This is a genomic window from Stenotrophomonas sp. PS02298, from assembly GCF_029959445.1.
In the GTDB taxonomy this organism is placed as follows: Bacteria; Pseudomonadota; Gammaproteobacteria; order Xanthomonadales; family Xanthomonadaceae; genus Stenotrophomonas.
Genome location: NZ_JASCOR010000096.1, coordinates 1 through 16,642, shown reverse-complemented (window position 1 = coordinate 16,642; position 16,642 = coordinate 1). Strand labels below are relative to the sequence as shown.

The 16,642-nt window shown below is 64.7% G+C and carries 13 protein-coding genes, 3 tRNA genes and 1 riboswitch; of the genes, 3 read left to right on the top strand and 13 right to left on the bottom strand.

The window, feature by feature from the left end:
• The first annotated feature begins 327 nt into the window (after window positions 1–327).
• The 3 genes from QMX78_RS14075 (at window position 328) to pnuC (ending at window position 4,440) form a co-directional block, all read left to right on the top strand.
• Window positions 328–1,464 (top strand): phosphotransferase, encoded by a 1,137-nt coding sequence (locus QMX78_RS14075; protein WP_282270606.1) that lies wholly within the window; start codon window positions 328–330, stop codon window positions 1,462–1,464.
• Window positions 1,465–1,507: 43 nt separating this feature from the next.
• Window positions 1,508–1,603: riboswitch (TPP riboswitch) on the top strand.
• Between the two features lie 69 nt (window positions 1,604–1,672).
• The gene (locus QMX78_RS14070) at window positions 1,673–3,847 is read left to right on the top strand and encodes a TonB-dependent siderophore receptor (protein ID WP_282270604.1); all 2,175 of its coding nucleotides are present in this window, start codon (window positions 1,673–1,675) and stop codon (window positions 3,845–3,847) included.
• Window positions 3,844–4,440 (top strand): nicotinamide riboside transporter PnuC, encoded by a 597-nt coding sequence (pnuC, locus tag QMX78_RS14065; protein WP_282270602.1) that lies wholly within the window; start codon window positions 3,844–3,846, stop codon window positions 4,438–4,440. The genes QMX78_RS14070 and pnuC overlap by 4 nt, the downstream gene beginning before the upstream one ends.
• A gap of 135 nt (window positions 4,441–4,575) precedes the next feature.
• Here the strand turns inward: pnuC and QMX78_RS14060 are convergent.
• The 13 genes from QMX78_RS14060 to QMX78_RS14000 form a co-directional block, all read right to left on the bottom strand.
• Window positions 4,576–4,651 (bottom strand) — tRNA-Gly (locus QMX78_RS14060).
• A gap of 57 nt (window positions 4,652–4,708) precedes the next feature.
• Window positions 4,709–4,784: transfer RNA gene (locus QMX78_RS14055), tRNA-Gly, on the bottom strand.
• A gap of 60 nt (window positions 4,785–4,844) precedes the next feature.
• Window positions 4,845–4,920 (bottom strand) — tRNA-Gly (locus QMX78_RS14050).
• A gap of 48 nt (window positions 4,921–4,968) precedes the next feature.
• The gene (gene pgsA, locus QMX78_RS14045; RefSeq protein ID WP_282270600.1) at window positions 4,969–5,583 is read right to left on the bottom strand and encodes a CDP-diacylglycerol--glycerol-3-phosphate 3-phosphatidyltransferase; all 615 of its coding nucleotides are present in this window, start codon (window positions 5,581–5,583) and stop codon (window positions 4,969–4,971) included.
• A gap of 7 nt (window positions 5,584–5,590) precedes the next feature.
• Window positions 5,591–7,438 carry an excinuclease ABC subunit UvrC gene (gene uvrC / locus QMX78_RS14040; RefSeq protein WP_282270598.1) on the bottom strand — a complete coding sequence of 616 codons (1,848 nt, stop codon included), beginning with the start codon at window positions 7,436–7,438 and terminating at the stop codon, window positions 5,591–5,593.
• Window positions 7,435–8,850: a hypothetical protein gene (locus tag QMX78_RS14035; RefSeq protein ID WP_282270596.1), complete on the bottom strand. Its 1,416-nt coding sequence runs from the start codon at window positions 8,848–8,850 to the stop codon at window positions 7,435–7,437. Before QMX78_RS14035 ends, uvrC begins: the two co-directional genes overlap by 4 nt.
• Window positions 8,847–9,338: a low molecular weight protein-tyrosine-phosphatase gene (locus QMX78_RS14030; RefSeq protein ID WP_282270594.1), complete on the bottom strand. Its 492-nt coding sequence runs from the start codon at window positions 9,336–9,338 to the stop codon at window positions 8,847–8,849. The genes QMX78_RS14035 and QMX78_RS14030 overlap by 4 nt, the downstream gene beginning before the upstream one ends.
• Complete coding sequence (gene kdsB / locus QMX78_RS14025) at window positions 9,335–10,108, bottom strand: 3-deoxy-manno-octulosonate cytidylyltransferase (protein ID WP_282270592.1); 774 nt, start codon at window positions 10,106–10,108, stop codon at window positions 9,335–9,337. Before kdsB ends, QMX78_RS14030 begins: the two co-directional genes overlap by 4 nt.
• 36 nt (window positions 10,109–10,144) lie before the next feature.
• Window positions 10,145–11,167, bottom strand: a complete 1,023-nt coding sequence (gene lpxK / locus QMX78_RS14020) for a tetraacyldisaccharide 4'-kinase (RefSeq protein WP_282270590.1) — start codon at window positions 11,165–11,167, stop codon at window positions 10,145–10,147.
• Entirely contained in the window at window positions 11,167–12,912 is a 1,746-nt protein-coding gene (gene msbA / locus QMX78_RS14015; protein WP_282270588.1) for a lipid A export permease/ATP-binding protein MsbA, read from the bottom strand. The genes lpxK and msbA overlap by 1 nt, the downstream gene beginning before the upstream one ends.
• Window positions 12,909–13,331 (bottom strand): biopolymer transporter ExbD, encoded by a 423-nt coding sequence (locus QMX78_RS14010; RefSeq protein ID WP_282270586.1) that lies wholly within the window; start codon window positions 13,329–13,331, stop codon window positions 12,909–12,911. The genes msbA and QMX78_RS14010 overlap by 4 nt, the downstream gene beginning before the upstream one ends.
• A 4-nt stretch (window positions 13,332–13,335) precedes the next feature.
• Window positions 13,336–13,998 carry a MotA/TolQ/ExbB proton channel family protein gene (locus QMX78_RS14005; protein ID WP_282270584.1) on the bottom strand — a complete coding sequence of 221 codons (663 nt, stop codon included), beginning with the start codon at window positions 13,996–13,998 and terminating at the stop codon, window positions 13,336–13,338.
• Window positions 13,999–14,001: 3 nt separating this feature from the next.
• Window positions 14,002–16,332: a DNA internalization-related competence protein ComEC/Rec2 gene (locus QMX78_RS14000; RefSeq protein WP_282270582.1), complete on the bottom strand. Its 2,331-nt coding sequence runs from the start codon at window positions 16,330–16,332 to the stop codon at window positions 14,002–14,004.
• Window positions 16,333–16,642: the final 310 nt, after the last annotated feature.

The following is a 16,642-nucleotide window of genomic DNA, read 5'->3' as shown; positions in this document are numbered from 1 at the left end:
GCCGAGCCATGCTCGGCTGGAGCTTTATCGGGAAGGCCCCTTGCCGAGCATGGCTCGGCACTACAGCTTCAGCCCCTCTCCCGCTTGCGGCAGAGGGCTTGGGGAGAGGACAGCGTTACGCTGGTAAGGCCCCTGCCGAGCATGGCTCGGCACTACGGTTTTAGCCCCTCTCCCGCTTGCGGGAGAGGGGTTGGGGTGAGGGGAGCTTTACGCTGGTAAAGCCCTTGCCGAGCATGGCTCGGCACTACATGTGTGTGCTGCCTGCAGCTTGGGCGGGGCTGGCGTACCATCGCGCCTCCGCCGCATCACCTGCTCCAGCCTGTTCCGATGACCCAGCAATCACACCGCGTGCAAGGCCTCAACAATGATGAAGTGGCCGCTGACTGGCCTGCCATCGATGCGGCTGAACTGGCCTGGCTATGTGATCACTACCCGCAGCTGGATGCCGGCAGCGCCCTGCTTTGGCATAGTCCGCGACCGATGTCGGCCGCCGCGATTGCCTCCGGCCCGTACGGCAAGGTCTTCATCAAACGGCATCATCGCCTGGTTCGAACAGCCGCCTGCCTGCAGGAAGAACACCGGTTCATCACCCACCTCGCCAAAGCCGGGACTCCGGTTGCCGAACTCCTGCGCAACCACCACGGCGCAACCGCCATCGCGCATGGCGACTGGACCTACGAACTACATGCCGCAGCCGATGGCCAGGACCTGTACCGCGATGCACCTTCGTGGACGCTGCTGACCGAAGTCGAGCGAGCACGCGCTGCCGGCCGCATGCTGGCCACCCTGCACCGCGCCTCAGCCGGTTATCACGCGCCCCAGCGCAGCACGCACCTGCTGGTCGCCCGCGATGAGCTGATCCGTAGCGAAGACCCGATCGCTGCACTCAAGGCCGATCTGCACAACCGCCCCGGACTGGCCCGTTACCTCGCACGCATCCCTTGGGAGGAGCAGCTGCAACGTAGCGTCCTGCCTTGGCACATCGGTCTGGCCGCGCGCCTGCAAGCTGAACCTCGACTCTGGGCGCACAACGACTGGCACGCCTCCAACCTGCTGTGGGGCCACGGCGACAACGCGATGCAGGTCAGCAGCGTGCTCGATTTCGGCCTGGCCTCTCCCACCAGCGCCCTGTTCGATCTGGCCACCGCTATCGAACGCAATGCCGTGGCCTGGCTGGAACTGGAGCGCGGCGCCGAGGCGGTACGTATCGACATCGCATTGGCCCTGCTCGACGGCTACCGCGAGGTATTGCCCTTGTCGGCCGAACGTGTACACCTGCTGGCCGACCTGCTGCCAATGGTGCATTTCGACTTTGCACTGTCCGAAGTCGAGTATTTCGAAGGCGTCACCGGCTCCACCGCGAACGCCGATGTCGCTTGGCAGCCATTCATGCTCGGCCACCCCGAATGGTTTGCCAGCCAGCATGGCCACGCCTTGTTGCACGCCCTGCACGCGGCCGCCTGAAGCAGCCCGACTCGCAAATCATTCGCATTTGTAGTGAAATGGCGCCCTGAAGCGGGGGTGCCTGGATTTGCCAGGCTGAGAGAGTCCCTTGGAACCTGATCCGGTTTGCACCGGCGTAGGGAGCTTTGAGCAGCAGCCGTAGCGCCGTCATTGGCGTTGCGCATGCGCGCCTTCGCTTCGTCTCCCTTGTTGCCTGAAGACGAATCGAATGAACCGCTGCCTGCGCCCCACGTTGCTGTCTCTCGCCCTGAGCACCGCCCTGCCGCTGTACGCCAGCGACACCGGCCTTGACGCTGCTGCCGAACACTCCCCGACCGAACTGGCCACCGTACGCGTGCAGGCCCGCCAGCCGGAAACGGACAGCTCCCGCGCCAACAGCTTCGGCAGCGGCGACTGGAAAAGCGCGCCGGCATCGATGAACGTGCTGGACCGCGACTTCCTCGACCACCAGCAGGTGCGCTCGCTGTCCGAACTGGCCAGCAATGACGCCTCGCTCGGTGATGCCTACGCACCGGTCGGTTATTACCAGAACGTCGCCATCCGCGGCTTCGCGCTGGATACCGCCACCGGTTACCGCTTCAACGGCATGTCGATTGCCGGCGAACAGCGCCTGGCGCTGGAGAACCTGCAATCGGTGGAAGTGTTGAAGGGCGAAGCAGGCCTGGCGGCCGGCGTGATGGCGCCCGGCGGCATCATCAACTACGTCGGCAAGCGTCCGGCCGAAGTGCGCAACGTCACCCTCGGCACCGACAACGAAGGCTCGCGCTATGCCGCCATCGACGTCGGCCACTGGCTGACCCCGCGCATCGGCCTGCGCTTCAACGCCGCCTGGGACGACAGCAGTTCCTACATCAAACATGCCGATGGCCGCCGCAATTTCTATTCGCTGGCGACCGACTGGCTGATCGGCGAACGCGGCAAGCTTGAAGTGGACGCCAACTACCAGACCAGCGCGCAGCGCTCGGCTTCCGGCTACCAGCTACTGGGCGCCAGCAAATTGCCGACCGGCGTGGACCGTGAGCAGCTGCTTGGCTACCAGCCGTGGCAGCAGCCGGTTGGCATTGCCAGCACCAATATCACCGCGCTGCACACCTACGATTTCAATGCGAACTGGCAGTCACGGCTGGCGGTCAGCCACAGCCGCACGGTGATCGATGACAACGTCGCCTTCGCCTATGGCTGCTACTACGCCGCAGAATGTGCCGATGGCAGCGTGCCGGGCAATTACTTCGCCCCCAACGGCGATTACGACATCTACGACTACCGCAGCCCGGACGATACCCGTCGCAACCAGGAGCTGCGCGCAGAACTGCGCGGCAGCTTCGACACCGGCAGCATCGGCCATCAGCTGACTGTGGGTGCGGACCAGTTCCGCCGCACCGTAGACAAGCGCCGCAACGTCAACGAATACGTCGGCACAGTCAATATCCACGACAAGCAGCTGCCCGTGTTCGAACCCTCGCCGCTGATGCCTGGCGCATCCGCACGTCGACTGGACAGCCGCCAGACCGCCGTATTCGCACTGGACCGCATCCAGCTCAATGAGGACTGGCAGTGGCTGGCCGGCGGTCGCTACGTGCGCCTGGACGAACGCGCCTACGACAAGCGCGGCAACCCGCAACGTCGCAGCCGCCTGTCGCGCTTCCTGCCGCAGACTGCGGTGATGTGGAAGGCCAGCGACAGCATCAATGCCTACGCCAGCTATGTCGAAGGCATCTCGCTGGGCCAGGAAGCACCGTTCTGGACCGCCAATGCCGATACCTTCCTGCCAGCAGTGCAGTCGCGCCAGCTCGAAGTTGGGGTGAAGTATTCCAGCAGCGAGCAGCTGACACTGGGCGCGGCACTGTTCCGCACCACCCAGCCCTACCAGTACGCAAAGCCCGACGACAGCGACGTCGGCTACACCTTCGTCGAGGAAGGCAAGCAGGCCCACGTCGGCCTTGAACTGACCGCCAACGGCCAGCTCACCGATGCACTGCAGATCGTCGCCAGCGCCAGCGTATTGCTGGCACGTGCACGTGATACCGGCACGCCAAGCTACGAAGGCCACCAGCTGGTCAACGTTCCCAAGCTGCGCACCAGCGTGCACCTGAGCTATGCGCTGCCCTTCGCTGAAGGGCTGGACCTGACCGGCGGCTGGCGCTATGCATCGGCCAATACCGCGCGCGCTGATGGCGCCGTACGCGCACCGAGCTACAACCTGTTCGATGCCGGCCTGCGCTTCCAGCACCAGTTGCAGGGCCACGCAGTGAGCTGGAACCTGTCGGTGGACAATCTCTTCAACCGCTTCTACTGGCGTGACACCGGCAGCAGCATGGGCGATTACTACCTGTTCCCGGGCGCACCGCGGCAGGCACGCCTATCGGTGAGCGTCGCGCTGTGAGCAGCGCAACGCTCGAATGGTCGGCCGCGCTATGCAGCATCCTCGGCGTATGGCTGATGGCGCAACGGCGGATGGTCGCCTGGCCGGTCGGCCTGCTGTCGGTGGCGCTGTATGCACTGGTATTCGCCGAAGCCAAGTTGTATTCGGACACCCTGCTGCAGCTCGCCTTTGCCGTTTTCCTGGTCTACGGCTGGATCAACTGGCGGCGTCACAACGCCGACGAAGGCAGCGTGCGCATCGTGCCCTTGTCACGCAGCAAGATGCTGCGTGACCTGGGCATCGGTTTGCTTGGCGGCATCGCACTCGGTGCCGGCATGCACAGCTTCACCGACGCATCGCTGCCGTGGCTGGACGCGACGCTGACCGGATTGAGCCTGGTCGCACAGTGGTGGCAGGCACGCCGTCATACCGCCACCTGGTGGCTGTGGATCGTGGTCGACGTGGTGTACGTGGGCGCGTATCTGTTCAAGTCACTGCATGTGACCGCGGCGCTGTACGTGTTCTTCCTAGGCCTTGCCGTGATCGGGCTGCGTGCATGGAGTGCAGCAGCCCACACCTCCACTGCGGAACCTGCAGCGCACGCCGCGCGCTGAGAGCGTCACGCATTGTCAGCTGCTGCCGATATCGGCAGCAGCTGGCTGAAAGCAAATCGCGGACAACAAAAAAGCCCCGTCAGGGGCTTTTTCTTGTTACCTGCAGATATCACATGGAATCTTCAGGTCTTTATCTGGAGCGGGAAACGAGACTCGAACTCGCGACCTCAACCTTGGCAAGGTTGCGCTCTACCAACTGAGCTATTCCCGCGGATTGAATGCAGCACCTGCCGAGCAGAGCACCAACATTCGAGATGTATCGCAAGACTGGAGCGGGAAACGAGACTCGAACTCGCGACCTCAACCTTGGCAAGGTTGCGCTCTACCAACTGAGCTATTCCCGCAGGCTTGCTACATCTATTTACCCATCAAACCGTGAACAAGCACGGATCGATGTTTGAAACTGGAGCGGGAAACGAGACTCGAACTCGCGACCTCAACCTTGGCAAGGTTGCGCTCTACCAACTGAGCTATTCCCGCTTGGGAGGCGAAATTCTACATGCATTGGCCGCAGTGTCAACAGCCTGTTCACTTTTTGACTGCGCTATTGCGCGCGGCTTTTTCGTCTTCACGCAGGCTCGGCCAGGCCGCACGCAGGTACTGCAGCGCAGACACCAGAGTCAGCAAAGCGGCGATGGCCAACATCCAGTCACCAATATGGAAAACCGGCTCACCCATCCAGATGGATTTGAACGAGGTATTGGGTGACACCGAGTACAGCAGGCACAGCAACGCCACCATCTGCGCGGTGGTCTTGACCTTGCCGATCATCGCCACCCGCACCTTGGCACGCTGGCCGATCTCGGCCATCCACTCGCGCAATGCCGACACCGCGATTTCACGGCCGACGATCACCGCCGCCCAGAACGCCATCCACGGCGTCGGGTGCCCCTGCACGATCAGGAACAAAGCCACCGCCACCATCAACTTGTCCGCCACCGGGTCCAGGAATGCGCCGAACGCCGAATGCAGCTCGTACTTGCGCGCCACCCAGCCGTCCAGCCAATCGGTGATCGCCGCCAGGCCGAAAATCGCCGCCGAGGCGAAATTGGTCCAGGCGTAGGGCAGGTAGAACACCAGCACCAGTACCGGGATCATCAGGATCCGCAGCAGTGTCAGCCAGGTGGGGATGGTCAATTTCATTACAACATTACTCCGCCGCCGGATCGGGTACCGACAGACCATGAAGGTTAGCGTAGATACGCGCAGCGAGGGCGGCGTTGATGCCTTCCACGCGGGCGATTTCAGCCTCGCCTGCCGCCTTCAAGCCGGTGATACCGCCAAAATGCTTGAGCAGGCTGGCGCGCCGACGCGGGCCGATACCGGGTATATCCTCGAGTTTGCTGGTCATGCGCGCCTTCTGGCGACGCCCGCGGTGGCCGGTAATGGCAAAGCGGTGGGCCTCGTCACGCACCTGCTGGATGAACTGCAGGGCCGGGGACGCCGCGCCGGGGCGTAGCTCGCGGCCATCGGGCAGCACCAGTGCTTCATGGCCGGCACGGCGTTCCACGCCCTTGGCCACGCCCACCAGCATCACCCCTTCCACGCCCAGGTCCGCCAGCGCCGCCTGTGCCTGCGCCAACTGCCCGGCACCGCCGTCGATCAGCAACACGTCCGGCAGCACCCCACCCTCTTCCACCGCCCGGCGGAAACGTCGGTCGATGGCCTGGCGCATGGCGGCGTAATCGTCGCCCGGCTCGATGCCGCTGATGTTGTAGCGCCGGTACTGCGCGCGCACCGGGCCGGCCGCATCAAACACCACGCAGGAGGCCACCGTGGCCTCACCCATGGTGTGACTGATATCAAAGCACTCCACGCGCTTGACCGGCTCGGCCAGGCCCAGCATCTCGCGCACGGCTTCGCTGCGCGCCTGCTGAGCGCCCGCACTGTCCATCTCGGCGACCAGGGTGATCTGCGCGTTGCGACTGGCCAGATCTACGTACCCCGCGCGTTCACCACGCACATTCCACTTCAAGGCAACCTTGCGCTCAGCCGACGCGCTCAGCGCGGCCTCGATCATCTCCGCGTCCGGAATCTGCCGATCCAGCAGCACTTCCGCCGGCGGCTCATGTTCGACGTAATACTGCGAGACAAACGCGGCCAGCACCTCTTCGGCGCTGTCCTCACCATTGGTGCGCGGAAAGAACGCCCGCGTACCGAGGTTGCGGCCATCGCGGAATGCCAGCAGCATCACGCAGGCGCTGGCCCCTTGGGTTGCACAGGCCAGCACGTCAAGATCGGCCGCACGTCCATCCACGTACTGGCGGTTCTGCATGCTGCGCAACGACGCCACCAGATCACGCAACCGCGCGGCTCGTTCGAACTCCAACGTGTCGCTGGCCTGTTGCATTGCCTGCATCAGTTCTTCGGCGAGCTGATCGCTCTTGCCTTCCAGGAACATCGCCGCGCGCCGTACCGACTCGTCGTATTCGGCCTGTGGCACCAGCTCCACGCAGGGCGCGCTGCAACGACCGATCTGGTACTGCAGGCAGGGCCGCGAGCGGTTGCGGAACACGCTGTCCTCGCAGCTGCGCAGCTTGAACAGCTTGTGCATCAGGTTCAGCGTTTCGCGCACCGCGCCGACGCCCGGATACGGCCCGTAATAGCGGCCCGGCACCGCACGCGGGCCACGATGCAGGGCGATCCGCGGCCACTGCTCGCGGGTCAGCAACACCTGCGGGTAGGTTTTGTCATCACGCAGCGAGACGTTGTAGCGAGGGTTCAGCGATTTGATCAGCTGGTTTTCCAGCAGCAGCGCTTCGGCCTCGGTACGGGTCACGGTGACATCCATCCGTGCCACCTGCGACAGCATCATCATGATGCGGCGGCTCTTCGGCGAGCCGTTGAAGTAGCTGCCTACGCGCTTGCGCAGTGCGCCGGCCTTGCCGACGTACAGCAAGGTGTCATCGGCAGCGTACATCCGGTACACACCTGGCGCGGTAGTCAGCGCCGCAGCGAAGGCCTTGCCATCGAATTCATTGGCAACTACGGCGGTCATCCCTCAATCGGCACTTCACTCAGTTCACCGCTGAGCGGATCAAAACGCAGCACGGCGTGCGCGTCGGCCTCGGCAATCCAGATGGCACCGGCCGCCACAGCCAACGCCGCAGGGCCATGCAGACGACGCGGCAGATTGACGGTCGAAAGGTCACCACCACCCAGCCGCAGGGTACGCAGCGAGCCATTGCCGGCATCGGCAATCCACAGCAGCGGCGAGTCCGGCCCCATTGCCAGCGCCAACGGGTACTGCAGTCGTGCGCGCAGGCGCGGGCCATCGACATTGCCCGACTCCCATGGACCCTGCCCGACCAGGGTCTGCACCAGGTCGCCACGCAGCTGCACCGAACGGATCGCCGAACCCAGCGCATCGCAGACGTACAACATCTGCTGGACCGCCACCAGACTGCTGGGCTGTGCGAATGCAGCCAGATGACCGCTGCCATCACGCACTTCCACCGCACCAGCACCGGCGCGCCAACGCAGTTCGCGGGTGCCCAGGTCGTAGCTCCAGATGTGGTTGTCGCCGGCCATGGCGATATGGACCTGGTTGTCGGCCACGGCCACTGCTGCCGGGTAGTTCAGCGCACTATCCCAAGGCTGGGCCAGTACGCCGGCACGCGGATCACCGGCGCGGCCATTGCCGCACAGAGTATCCACTTGCCCACTGATCAGATTGATGCTGCGCAGCGCATGGTTGCCGGTGTCGGCCACATAGAGGATCTCGCGCACCAGGGCCAAGCCCTGTGGGCGATTGAAGGCCGCCTCGCCGGTGCCGCCATTGATCAGGTCGGCACTTCCCAGGCCGAACTGACGCAGAACGCGGCCGTCATGATTGCACTCGAGAATTCGATGGTGGCCGGTGTCGGCCACGTACAGGCGATCTGCCGTGGCTACCAGTCCGCCCGGGAACAGCAGCGGCAGACGTGGCTCGGCGTTTATCTCACGGGCGCCGTAGGCATCGTCGTCCAGCGGACGCATCACGCCTTCACCCAGGCTGTTCAAGGCCCGCTCCAGATCACCAGTCGCGCCCACCAGCCGCTCCTGCTCCTGCCCGTAAGCATCGAGCAATAGCAGGGTTGGCCAGGACTGCACCTCAAACCGGCGCCACGCATCCCACTGCGCATCCAGCACGATGGGGGCGCTGATGCCCTGCCTGCGCAGCAGCTTCAAGGCCTGCTGCGGTTCGCGTTCGAATTCGAAGCGCGGCACCTGTACCACCAGCAGCTGCACCCGACCGGGGTTGCGCGCCTGCCAGCGCATGACCTCGGCCAGCCGCTGCACGCACCACACCGAGGCACCATTGACGAAGGCCAGTACCAGCGGGCGACCACGCATGTCCTGCAGGGTCGCAGGCGCTGCATTCAGCCAGATAGCGGACGTGGGCAGTTCCGTTACGCGGTTTTCGTTCATGCAGGGATTATGCCGGAGTCGTCGCGCCGCGACAGGCGGCGCACTGTGGCCTGGGCCGCAGTATCGAGCAGCGCCCAGCTGTGTTCGAAATCTCCCATATCACCGTAATAGGGATCGGGAACCACATCTGCCCCGTCGATGCCTGCCCACGGCAGCCACAACACCGCGCGCGCCTCGAACCCGGCCGGCGCCAGCTCCCGGGCCTCACGCAGATTGTCGGCATCCGCACACAGGACAAGGTCGTATTCCTCGAAATCCTCGGCCAGCAGCTGGCGGGCCCGCTGAGCGGCTATGTCCACGCCATGCTGGCGGGCACAGGCAACGGCACGCGGATCGGGGCTGCGCCCGGCATGCCAATGGCCCGAGGTTCCAGCCGAATCGACCTGCACCCAACTGCCCAGCCCCGCCTCGGCAATCCGCGCGCGCAAAGCGCCTTCGCCCATCGGTGAGCGGCAGATATTGCCCAGGCAGACCACCAGCAGCTTCATTGCCCCGCCCTCATCCGCGCCTCGGCGCGATGCAGGTCTTCCGGGGTGTCGATCCCTGGCGGGAACGGTGCGGGCGACAAGCCCACCGCGATACGGAAGCCAGCCTCCAGCACCCGCAGCTGCTCCAGCGATTCGATCTGCTCCAGATTGCCGGGCGGCATGCCGGCAAACTGCTGCAGGAAACCGGCCCGGTAGCCATAGATGCCGATATGCCGCAGCCACTGTCCTGCTGGCAGTACATCGCGACTGGCGGCGAAGCCATCGCGGTGCCACGGAATCGGCGCGCGGCTGAAGTACAGGGCATCGCCCTGCGCAGTCCGCACCAGCTTGACCACGTTGGGATCGAACAACGTCGGGGCATCCTCCACCAGCGTTGCCAGCGTCGCCATCGGTGCGCCGCTGTCGGCAAGAATTGTCGCCACCGCCTGGATTCCCTCGGCCGGGGCGAAGGGCTCATCACCCTGCAGGTTCACCACGATCACATCGTCGGCCCAACCAGCCTGGCGCGCACATTCGGCCAGACGGTCGGTACCGGAGGCATGCGCGGGGTCGGTCATCGCCACATGGATGCCGGTCAATCCGGCCACCGCTTCCGCAATCCGCGCGTCGTCGGTAGCCACCCACACCTCGCGGGCGCCCGCGTCCAACGCGCGACGCGCCACGTGCAGCACCATTGGCTCCCCGGCGATCAGCGCCAAGGGTTTGCCCGGCAAGCGGGTGGAGGCATAGCGGGCCGGAATGGCCACCACGAATTCGGGAACCCTGCTCATCTCAACTCCTTCCAACACGTACGACAACAGCATGCATCAACCGCGGGACAGCTTACCCAGGCGGTCGAGCAGGGCCACCCAGAACGCTGCCGGCAACTCAGCCTGCAGCGGCACAGCGTAGTGCCACGCGGTAGCGAAGCCCTGGCATTTGACCGCGTCTTTTTCGGTCATCAATACCGGCAACTCGCTGCCGAAGGACAGGTCTTCCGCCGTGTAGCGATGATGGTCGGCAAAGGCATGCGGCACCACACCGATATCGCGGCTGCGCAGCATCTGGAAAAACCGTTGCGGATTGGCGATGCCTGCCACCGCGTGTACCCGCAGGCCGGCAAATGTCTTCAAGGGTTTGTCGCGGCCGCCCTTCAGTGGCCGCGCCGATTCGATGGACAGACGCATCGTCCACTCGCCAAAACCGGAGTCCCCTACTTGAGTGGGCGCATCACTGGTCTGCCCAAGGTTGACCACGCGGAAGTCACACTGCGCGGCGCGCGAGGCCGGCTCGCGCAGCGGCCCGGCCGGCAGCAACCGTCCGTTGCCGTAGCGGCGCACTGCGTCCACCACTTCGATTTCGATATCCCGCGCCAAGCGGTAGTGCTGCAGACCGTCATCGCAGACCACCACATCGCAACCGGCATCCAGCAGCGCCTTGGCCGCGGCGACCCGGTCCTTGTCTACCCGTACCGGCACGCCGGTCTTCCAGGCGATCAGCACCGGCTCATCCCCGCCCAGGCCCACGTCCATATCGGCGGTGACCCAGCGCGCAGTATCAGCCTCGTCGCGGCCATAACCGCGGCTGGCGACACCGGGTTTCCAGCCCGCTTCACGCAGGCGGTTGACCAGTTCAATCGTCAACGGCGTCTTGCCGGTACCACCGGCAGTGATATTGCCGACCACGATCACCGGCAAAGGTACCTGCCGGGCACGCAACCAGCCACGGCGGTACAGGCTGCGGCGCAGGCCGGTTATCCCGCCATACAGCGGCGCCACCAGCCGTGCCGCCAGCGGCACCGGTGCATCGCCATACCAGTAGGCCGGCGTTTGCGGTCCTTGCTTGGCCATCATTCCTGCCTGTCGCGGAACTGCATGCTGTGCAGGTGTTCGTACACACCGCCCAAGGCCAGCAGCTCGGCATGGGTGCCACGTTCGACGATGCGCCCCTGGTCCATCACCAGCACCTGGTCCGCGTGCTCGATGGTGGACAGGCGATGGGCAATGACCAGCGTGGTGCGGTCGGGCATCAGCTTCTGCAGCGCATCCTGCACCAGCCGCTCGGACTCGTTGTCCAGCGCAGCGGTTGCCTCATCGAGGATCAGGATCGGTGCGTCCTTGAGCATTGCGCGGGCAATGGCCAGACGCTGACGCTGCCCGCCGGACAGGCGACCGCCCTTGGCACCGACCGGCGCATCCACGCCCTGCGGCAACTGCTCGACGAATTCGCTGGCATTGGCGCCGTCGATCGCCTGTTGCAGCTGTTCGGCGCTGCGCTCCTGCAACTCACCGTAGGCCACGTTCTGGGCGATGCTGCCATTGAACAAGGTGACCTGCTGGCCAACCAGGGCTATCTGCCGACGGAGATCGGCCAGTTTGTAGTCCTGCAACGGGTGTCCATCGAGCAGGATTTCGCCAGCCTCGATCTCATAGAAACGCGGGATCAGCTTGATCAAGGTCGATTTGCCACTGCCCGAGCGACCAACGATGGCGGTTACCGTGCCCGGCTTGGCAATGAAGCTGATGTCTTCCAGCGCCGGCTTGGCCTGCCCCGCATAGCGGGCGGTGACGTGGCGGAACTCCAACAGGCCACTGGCGCGCTGCAGCGGCAGGTTGCCCGCGTCCACTTCGTCCTTGGAATCAAGTACGTGGAACAGGCGTTGCGCAGAGGCGATGCCTCGCTGTGTCATGTTCTGTACGTTGGTCAGCTGCTTCAGCGCCGGAATGATCGCCAGCATCGCCATCAACAGACCAACGAAGTCGCCCACCGTCAAACGCCCGGCAGCGGCCTCGTGCCCTGCGATCAGCAGCAGCGCAGCCAGGCCGACCGCACCGATCAACTGCACCATGCTGGAAGAAATGCTGCGCGTCGCTTCGACCTTCATCGCCAGCCGCAGGTTGGTGTTGGCCAACCCGGTATAGCGGTCAAGCTCAGCCGGCTGCGCACCGTAGATCTTCACTTCCTGCTGGCTGGACAAGGCCTGATCGGCAGCCTGCAGAAGATCCGCGCCACTTTCCTGGATGCGGTGACTGATGCGTCGGTAGCGCTTGGCGACGATGTTCATCACCCAGGCCAATGGCGGTGCCAGCACGAAGATCGCAAGGGTCACCTGCCAGCTGTAGTACAGCATCACCGCCAACGAACCCAGTGCCTGCAGCGATTGCTGCAGCACAACCTTCATCGCATCGATCGCAGCCTGCGCTACCTGATCGCTGTCCGAGCCCAACCGTACCAACATCGATGGCACCGGCTCGGAATCGAAGCGCTGCCCTGGCAGCCGCAGATACTTGCCCAGCACCAGCACCCGGAAATCACGGGCGATGCTGCGTGCGGCCTTGCCCATGCCGATATCGGTCAGATAGCCAGCCACACCACGCAACAGGAACAAACCAATGACAGCCAAAGGCATCCATTGGTTGATGTCTTTCGGGTTCACCAGACTATTGGTGATCGGGCTCATCAGGACCAGGAAACCACTGCCTGCGGCCGCCTCGATCAACATGCCAAGGCCCGCCATCAACAACAGCGGCCGATAGGGCTTGGCGGAGGCAAGCAAGCGCCTGTAGATCTTCCAGGCCGAGTCGTTGTCACTCATTGTTTGGCTTCCGGTGCGGTTGCAATTGCGATCCGGCGGAAACCGAGCTGACCGAGGGCATCCTGCGCGGTGACCACGGCCTGGTACGGCGTACGCGCGTCAGCACGCAGCAGCACGCTCTGCTCGCGGTCGGCACCGGCCAACTGGGCGATGATCTGTTTCAACGATTCGATGTCAGTGCGTAGCACTTCCTGGTCGTTGACGAAGTAGCGGCCATCCGCATTGACCAGCACGCTCAGCGAAGTCTGCGGCGCGCTGGTCTTCTGGTCGCTGGCCGTGGGCAACTGCACCTGCAGCGTCGAACGCGCATCAAAGGTGGTGGTGACCACGAAGAAAATGATCAGCACCAGGATCACATCGATCAAGGGCACCAGATCGATATGCGGTTCATCCTGGGTGCGATTGTTACCAATCCGCATGGGCTCAGGCCTTCTCGGTTGCAGCCGGACGCGGCGCAGCAGCCTTGCTGGCAGCCATGACCGCCGGGCGACCATCAAGTGCATCCAGCAGCGCGCTGGCTTCCTGCTCCATCTCGATCACGTAGCCATCGATCAGGCCACGGAAGTAACGATGGAACATCAAGGCCGGGATCGCGACCATCATGCCGGTCGCGGTACACACCAGCGCCTTGCCGATACCGCCAGCAAGCTGGCCGACATCGCCGACGCCGTGATCGAGAATGCCCAGGAACATCTGGATCATGCCGACCACCGTGCCCAACAGGCCGAGCAACGGGCCAGCCGAGGCGATGGTGCCAAGTGCATTGAGGAAGCGCCCCATCCGGTGCACCAGATGGCGGCCGGTGTCTTCGATGCGCTCACGGATCTGATCACGCGGGCGATTGCGCGCTTCGAGCGCAGCAGCCAACAGCGCGCCCAGCGGCGAATTGGCACGCAGGGAATCAATATGGGAAGCATCCAGCTTGCCTCGCGCGGCCCAGTTGCGGACCTCCTGGCCCAGGCCCGGCGGCAGCACCTCGTTACGGCGCAGGCTCCAGAAACGCTCCAGGACGATCGCCAACGCCAGCACGCCCAACAGCAGCAACGGCACCATCGGCCATCCGCCGGCTTTGACCAATTCCCACACGTTTCAACCCTCCGGCGCCGTGGCCGCGTATTTGATGTCAGATAGGATAGCAGCCGCCCGCGCCCGCTCAGCGGCATCCCATGACCTTGAGCGCCAGATTCTGCGCTCGCGCAGCTGCAAGCCCTGCCTGCCCAGCCATACGTGCAGCGCCCCACTGCCGGCCGTGGTCAGCACCTCGGCCCCGGAGCGCTGCCAGCGGGCCACCACGTCACCGCGCGGGTGACCAAAACGATTGCCGTGGCCACTGGAGATCAGCGCCAGCCGCGCGTCGGTTGCCGCCACGAAGCGATGGCTGGAGGATCCGCCGCTGCCGTGATGTGCCACCAGCACCACCTCCGCGCGCAGCTTTGCCGGCACGTGCTTGAGCAGGCGCTGCTCGATCACCTCGCCGATGTCGCCGGTCAACAACGCCGTTCCGTAGGCGCCCTGGACCCGCAACACGCAACTGGATTCGTTGCCCAGATAGGGAAAACCTGGCGTCGGATGCAGAAACTCAAGCAGCACTCCGTCCCATTGCCAGGCCTGACCTGCCTCACAGGCCGCTGCAGCAGCTGCACCCACCGCCAGTCCCGGCGGCATCAACAGCTCCGAAGGCGGTAGAGCACCCTGCACCGCCGCCAGTCCGCCGGCATGATCATGATCGCCATGACTGATCACCAGCCGGTCCAAGCGCGGTACGCCCAAAGCTCGCAGTGCGGGCACCACTACCCGCTCGCCGGCATCAAAACCGTCCGCTACCGCTGGCCCGGTGTCGAACAGCAACGTGTGGTGCCGGGTACGCAATAACACTGCCAAACCCTGCCCGACATCCAGCGTGACCAGCTCGAACTCACCCGGCTCGGGCCTGTCGCGCCATGGCAGACACAGTGGCAGACACAGCAACACCGCCATGCCCTTGCCGGCAACCCCGGCCGGCAGCAACAGCCACACGGCGCCGAGCAGCGCCAGAGGCAAGGCGAACCACGCCGGCTCGGGCAACCACCACAATGAATAGCGAGCACTGCCCAACATCTGGAATAACGGCCAGCTCAGATCAAAGCACCATGCCGAGGCCCGCCAGGCCAGCCCACCCGCGCCGCCGAATATCGCTTCCAGAGCCGTACCGACAAGCGCCAGCGGCACCACCACCAGACTCCACCAGGGAATGGCGACCAGATTGGCCAGCGGCCCGATCGCCGAGGCCTGGCCGAACAGCATCACGGTCAGCGGCAACAGTCCCAGCGTCGCCACCCGCTGCGCGGATAGAAAACTGCGCAGCCAATGCGCGCGCTCGGGCAGACACCACAGCAACCACGCCACCCCGGCAAAGCTGAGCCAGAAGCCAGCGGTCAGCACCGACAACGGTGCCAGCCACAGCACAGCCAAGGCCGCCAGCGCCAACGCGCCGGCCACATCGACCGGCCTGCGGCCAAGCCGTGCCAGCACCACCACCGCAACCATCAACACGGTACGCACCGTTGGCAGACCAAACCCGGCCACCGCCGCATACGTCGTGGCTCCAAGCAACGCACCAATGGCAACAGCCTGCGGCCGCGGACAATAACGACCGCACCACGGCAACAAGCGCCAGAGTCCAGCCACCAACCACGCTGCGCACAGCGCAACCATGCCGACGTGGAAGCCCGAGATCGCAATCAAATGGGTCAGGCCGGTTGCGCGCAACACCTGCCAGTCGCCTTCACCGAGACCGCGGGTGTCGCCCAGCGCCAGGGCTTGCACATAGCGCGAAGATGCAGCCGGCACCTGCGCTGCGATGCGCGCGGCCATGCGTTCGCGCCATGCGCCCAGGCCAGCAGCCACCTCCAGGCGTTGTGGTGCAGGCGATTGGCGGACAACTCCGCTGGCGGCAACGCCCTGTGCCAACGCATGTCGTTCGGCATCGAAGCCGCCGGGATTGACCAGCCCGCGCGGCGCACGCAGGCGCAGGTTCAACCGCCAACGTTCGCCCGCGTGCACGTGCAGCCGCGGACCGGGCGCTGTTACACCAAAGTCGTCGTACCAGGACACCTGCACCGTCTCGCCACGCAGGTCTGGCGGAAGGCCGGCTTCTGCATCCAGCCGTAGTTGAAAGCGCGTACGACGAACCTCGTGCTGGGGAAGGCTGCTTACAACGCCTGTCACCGTGATTTCCTGCGCCTCCCTGCGTGCAGCCAGCTGCTGCTCCAGGCCCCAACCCGCATGCAGGAAAGCCCAGCCCAAACCGGCCAGCACTGCCCCCAGCCAGCGCCATCGCGGGGCTGTGAGCCATAACAACAGGCCCGCAGACAATGCCGCCCAGCGCACCCACGTTGACGGCAAGCCCGGAGCCAGAATGGCCGCACAGATACCGGCCATAAAGCATGCCGTTACGGCCTTTCCGGCGAAGGCGAGGTTTGAGTGATGTTGAACCGCGTCGCCCGCGTTTCGCTGCGCTGGCATATCCATCCCCGTTTGCGCCTTGGGGAATGCTGGCAGGCTTGTGCTCACCTTCCATCGGTGGAAGCAGGTGATGGCAGGTCAGGAAGAGTGGGTCACGACTGTCGAGCGCAACCATGCTGTGCCGGGGCGCCCCATCATCGCCTTGTGGGAGCGGCATGAGCCGCGAAGCTGGCTGCAATCAAACGCTGACCATGCCTGCAATCTGATCGACCGCGAGCTTCGCGGC